Genomic DNA, 4,175 nt, shown 5'->3' with positions numbered 1-4,175 from the left:
GGAACTGGGCGACTTCGCGCGCGCCGTACAGGCCGAACTCACGCGCCGCCACGTCGAGGACCCCGCCACCGCCGACGAGATCCGCGCCGCCCTCGACACCGGATGGTGGCTACCCATCCCCAGCCTCAAATTCCTCGCCAAGGACCGCGGCGTGGCCGTCGACCTCGCCCGCGCGGTGGTCTGGCCCTCCGGCGACAAGCGCCGCGGAACCCCCGCCCGCTACGGCCGCCGCCTCGCCGTCTGGGCCAAAGAAGTGCGCACCGCCCGACTCGCGCTCACCCAGGCCCGCGCCGCCGGAGAACCCGGCGCCGACCTCGCCCTGGGCGTCCTCAAGGCGATGTACGCGACCTTCCTGGGTGGCCTGCTCCGCTCCGACCGCAACAACGATCGCGGGACGCTGCGCCACGACTGGGCCGACATGCTCGTGGCCACCGCCGGAGTAAACGCCCTGCGCGCCATCGACAAGGCCGACGTCGTCCCCTTCGGCGGCATGAAAGACGCGTTCTGGTTCGCCACCGACGAGGCCGCGCCCGTGCGCCCGGCCGGACTCGACTACGCCGACCAGCCCGGCCCGCACGAACACCAGCCCGGCAAATGGCACCTCAATCGCTGGGGCGAGGTGACTGCCGACCTCATCCGCCATCACCAGGCCGGACGCGTCGGTCTCGTTCGCCGTGCCGTCACCGCCGCCGACACCGCACGAAAGGCCCAGTAGTGCTGTTCTCCGAGGTTGTCCGGGACCTGGGCCGCCATGCCCAGGTTCACCACGCCCAAGCCGCCATCCGCGCCGTCCACGGCGCCAGCGCCGCCCGCTGGCTCGCCGACTACGAAGGCATCAGCCGCCGCACCGCACGCCGCTGGCTCTCCGCCAGCTACCCCCGCGCCCGCGCCCACAACATCATCCGCGCCGCCAGCGACGCCTCCGGCCTGAGTGGACTCGCCGCCCAACGGCTCCGGCGAGCCACCAGGCTCGACGTCGGCACTGTCGACGTCGAGTACGACGGTGACCCCCAAAAGACACGCACCCCTGGCCCCCTCGACGTCACACCCACCATGGCCAACTACCTCACCACCGCCGCCAACGCCCTCGACCGGCGCGACCTCGAAACTGCGGGCGATGCGTTCAGCCGCGCTGTCATGCACGGCTACGAACCCGGCCTGGAAGACACCCTCTACATCGCTGGCTACGACGCGAACGGCGTCGATCTTGAGGAATAGCCGCCTACAGCACGGCGCCCCGGGGTGAATACGCCGTATTCACCCCGGGGCGCCGTGCTGTTATCGACGGGGTGGCGGGGGATCGAGGTGGGGGAGCCAGGAGTAGGCGGGGATGGTGGGTGTCCAGCGGTGGCCGTCGATGGGGCAGATGGCGTGGCAGGACGCGGTGAGCATGAGGGGTTCGGTGGCGCCGCACTGGGGGCAGGCGACGGTGTCGACGCCGTCGGCGGTCATGACGGTGAGGGTGCCGTAGAGGCGGGCGCCGTAGGTCCACCAGGTGCGGTAGTGCTCGAGTACGTCGTCGGGTGGGCGGTGGGATCCGCCGCTGTCGACGCACACGGCCAGCGGCACGGACGCGAGCACGTTGAGCAGGTGCCCGAAGCGTCCGTAAAAGGCGTGGGCGGCGTCTTCGGGCAGGATCACCACGGCGTGGTCGGGCCTGTCGGCCAGGGCGATCCCGCGCCAGCGCAGCCAGTCGGTCAGGCCGGTTTCGCGTTCGTGGGCGGGGTCCCAACCGGTCCGCCACCAGGGCACGGTGTCGTCGTCGAGGGCGTCGCCGATCGGCGGGAAGCCGTTCGGCCAGCCGAGATCGTCGGCCAGGAAGTGGTCGAATCGCGTCGCGGTGGGCTCGTCGACGGGCGGCGGTACCGGGGTGGTCATCGCGTGCTCCGGGTGATGGCGGCGGGGTCGAGGTCGACGACGACGGGCAGGTGGTCGGACGCTGTGCGCGCCAGCTCGGTGTCGCCGACCTCGTAGCCGCGCAGCGCGGACACGACGTCGGCGGTGCAGTGGACGCGGTCGATTCGCCGCTGCGGATATGGGTCGGCGGCGTCGCCGCGCCAGTGGCCGGTCGTGGGCTGCCACGGCGTCACGTTGAGCACGGCCGCGGCGTCACGCAGCCCGCCGGCGGCGAGGATCTCCCCGGGACGGCGGTCGGCCTGCCAGTGGCGCCGCCCGTCCTCGTCGTAGTCCCAGGTGCACTGGTACACGAAGTCCGAGTGCCAGCGGATCCCCGGCTGGACGTAAGGGTCGACGTCGTAGAGCACCCACGCATCCGTGTCGCCGTCGTGTTCGCCGAGCCAGCGCGACCGCAGGATGCGGTCCGCGGAAATCCCGTTCCAGTCCCCGCCGATCACCCCCGGCGAACCCGAGCGCGTCAGCGTCGACACCACCCGCTCGGCCTCGTCCGCGCGCCGATACTGCCCGAACGGTGTCGCGTGATACGACCCGAACACCACCGGCTGGGCCGCGCCGACGTCCAGCGCCTGGGTGAGGATCGAGTGCCACGCGTTGACGCCGCTGTAGACACGCCCGACCCCGACGGGCGTGATCCCCGAGCGCCACAACAGGGCGACGCAGAACCGGTGATTCCCCAGGCCCACCGCGGCAGTGCCGTCGGGGAGGATGCAGGTCATGCCGACCCGATCGGCCAGCGTTCGCAGCCGCGCCGCGGCCGTCGTCGCACGCTCGTCGACGTCGAGGTGGTCAGGGACGATGACCTCTTGAACAGCGAGCACGTCGACGTCAAGCTCGCGGATAACGGCCTCGACCCGTCGCTGCCGCTCCCCGTCCTCGGACAGATCATCGGTGGCGGCGGCGGTGTAATTGAGCAGGTTGTACGACCCGAACTTGAGCATCGATGCCCTCCCCTTCGGCGGTGTCCACTCGGGACCGTAGCAGCGCGCGCACCCCCGGTCACCAGGGCAGACACCCCGCGCCGATCACCAGAACCCGGGTTACGGTAGAACGCGTGTTCGAGTACGTGCGGCCCGGTACAGACCCTCGCGATGAGCGGCGGGCGCTGCGCGTGGTCGACCCGCCGAAGCGGGTCCGGATCCATCCGGGGTTGTGGCTGCCGCACGGCGGGATCTCGCGGGGACGGGACACTCCGTTCTGGGTGCGGGCGTCCGGGATCTCCCAGTCCCGCGAGGTCACCGGCATCTTGTACGCGTGGGTGCTCACCTCGACCGGCCGCTGGTGCGCGCTCGTCGCGCTCGACGAGCCGCTGTCCAGCGGCAACGGCCGCCTGAGCATTCCTCTCGACCGCCAGCTGGTGCCCGCCGGCGCGGTCCTGCCCGTCACCGGTCCCGGCAGCCGCCGCTACTGGTGAGCCAGCCGCGCGCGGCCGTCGAGATGGCGCAGCGCGCAGCCCAGGTGCCGCGCGTCCATCTGCACCGCCGCGCCGACCTGCTCGATCTGCTCGCGGTGCCACGGGTCCGGTAGCACGACGTCCAACACGATGTGTCGTGCGAGGATTTCCTGCTCGCGCAGGTGGTCGATCAGCGCGTCGGCCTCGCGTTCGGCCTGGCGCCATGCGCTGCCTGTCCATTCCGGCTCATGGTCGGCGGTGGAGGACACGTTGGCGTAGGCGCCCAGGTAGCGCCGCCAGGCGGTGCGGGTGGGTTCGGGCCAGGTACTGCGAGAGGTGGCCAGTACCCAGCGCAGGTGATCCAGATGCCGATCGACCTCCTCCTGCGGCCAGTGGTAGCCGTGCTCCGCCGCGGCGGCCGCGTAGACCGGTGCTCGCGCGCCGGGGCGGTCGGCGACTACCGCGGTGACCTGCTCCCAGCCCGCGTACTCGACCAGCAGACGCCGAACCCACTCGGTCCGGTACGCATCGTCTGGGTCGTTCGCGTCGTCGTCGTACCACGGCTGGGTGGCGACCTTGAGGTACTCCACCCACACCGCCTGCGCGTCCGCCGCGTCGGTGAACTTCGCACGCAGCAACGGCGGGACCGGTTGCGTTGATCGTTTCGGCGGGAACAGTGGCGCATCCGGGCTCGAGATCGGCGGATGCGGCGTACCCCACGGCGACGACTCAGTCATGCTTGCCAGTTTCGTCGTCTGGTGGTGGGTGCGCTAGGGGACGTGACAAGTCGCTGGTCAGGTGTGTGTGGGTGGGGTGATTACGGCGTATTCACCGGCGTAGCCGGGTGGGTGGTTTTGTCGGGTGGTGC

At 71.2% G+C, this 4,175-nt stretch carries 6 protein-coding genes; 3 read left to right on the top strand and 3 right to left on the bottom strand.

All coding sequences use genetic code 11. From position 1 onward, the window contains the following. Positions 1-715, top strand: a 715-nt coding sequence (locus ACFW0G_RS43275; protein ID WP_378331387.1) for a hypothetical protein, incomplete at its 5' end; no start/stop codon positions are given. Continuing rightward, positions 715-1,218: a hypothetical protein gene (locus ACFW0G_RS43270; RefSeq protein ID WP_378331386.1), complete on the top strand. Its 504-nt coding sequence runs from the start codon at positions 715-717 to the stop codon at positions 1,216-1,218. The genes ACFW0G_RS43275 and ACFW0G_RS43270, both read left to right, overlap by 1 nt. Before the next feature lie 60 nt (positions 1,219-1,278). Here the strand turns inward: ACFW0G_RS43270 and ACFW0G_RS43265 are convergent, their stop codons facing one another. Then, positions 1,279-1,878 (bottom strand): hypothetical protein, encoded by a 600-nt coding sequence (locus tag ACFW0G_RS43265; RefSeq protein WP_378331385.1) that lies wholly within the window; start codon positions 1,876-1,878, stop codon positions 1,279-1,281. Beyond that, positions 1,875-2,855, bottom strand: a complete 981-nt coding sequence (locus ACFW0G_RS43260) for an endonuclease/exonuclease/phosphatase family protein (RefSeq protein ID WP_378331384.1) — start codon at positions 2,853-2,855, stop codon at positions 1,875-1,877. Before ACFW0G_RS43260 ends, ACFW0G_RS43265 begins: the two co-directional genes overlap by 4 nt. A gap of 113 nt (positions 2,856-2,968) precedes the next feature. Here ACFW0G_RS43260 and ACFW0G_RS43255 point away from each other — a divergent pair, with 113 nt between their 5' ends. After that, positions 2,969-3,328, top strand: a complete 360-nt coding sequence (locus ACFW0G_RS43255; RefSeq protein WP_378331383.1) for a hypothetical protein — start codon at positions 2,969-2,971, stop codon at positions 3,326-3,328. Here ACFW0G_RS43255 and ACFW0G_RS43250 read toward each other — a convergent pair. Then, positions 3,319-4,044, bottom strand: a complete 726-nt coding sequence (locus ACFW0G_RS43250) for a hypothetical protein (RefSeq protein WP_378331382.1) — start codon at positions 4,042-4,044, stop codon at positions 3,319-3,321. The genes ACFW0G_RS43255 and ACFW0G_RS43250 overlap by 10 nt on opposite strands. Between the last annotated feature and the right edge of the window lie 131 nt (positions 4,045-4,175).

Origin of the sequence: Amycolatopsis sp. NPDC058986 (assembly GCF_042741125.1) — a bacterium.
Lineage (GTDB): Bacteria > Actinomycetota > Actinomycetes > Mycobacteriales > Pseudonocardiaceae > Amycolatopsis.
Note: the sequence above shows the minus strand (reverse complement) of the source record. Positions and strands in the feature narration are given on the sequence as shown.

Excerpts from the sequence above, each read along its gene's own strand:
- ACFW0G_RS43265 (WP_378331385.1), bottom strand. The coding sequence starts at position 1,878 with ATGACCACCCCGGTACCGCCGCCCGTCGACGAGCCCACCGCGACGCGA.
- ACFW0G_RS43260 (WP_378331384.1), bottom strand. The coding sequence starts at position 2,855 with ATGCTCAAGTTCGGGTCGTACAACCTGCTCAATTACACCGCCGCCGCC.
- ACFW0G_RS43250 (WP_378331382.1), bottom strand. The coding sequence starts at position 4,044 with ATGACTGAGTCGTCGCCGTGGGGTACGCCGCATCCGCCGATCTCGAGC.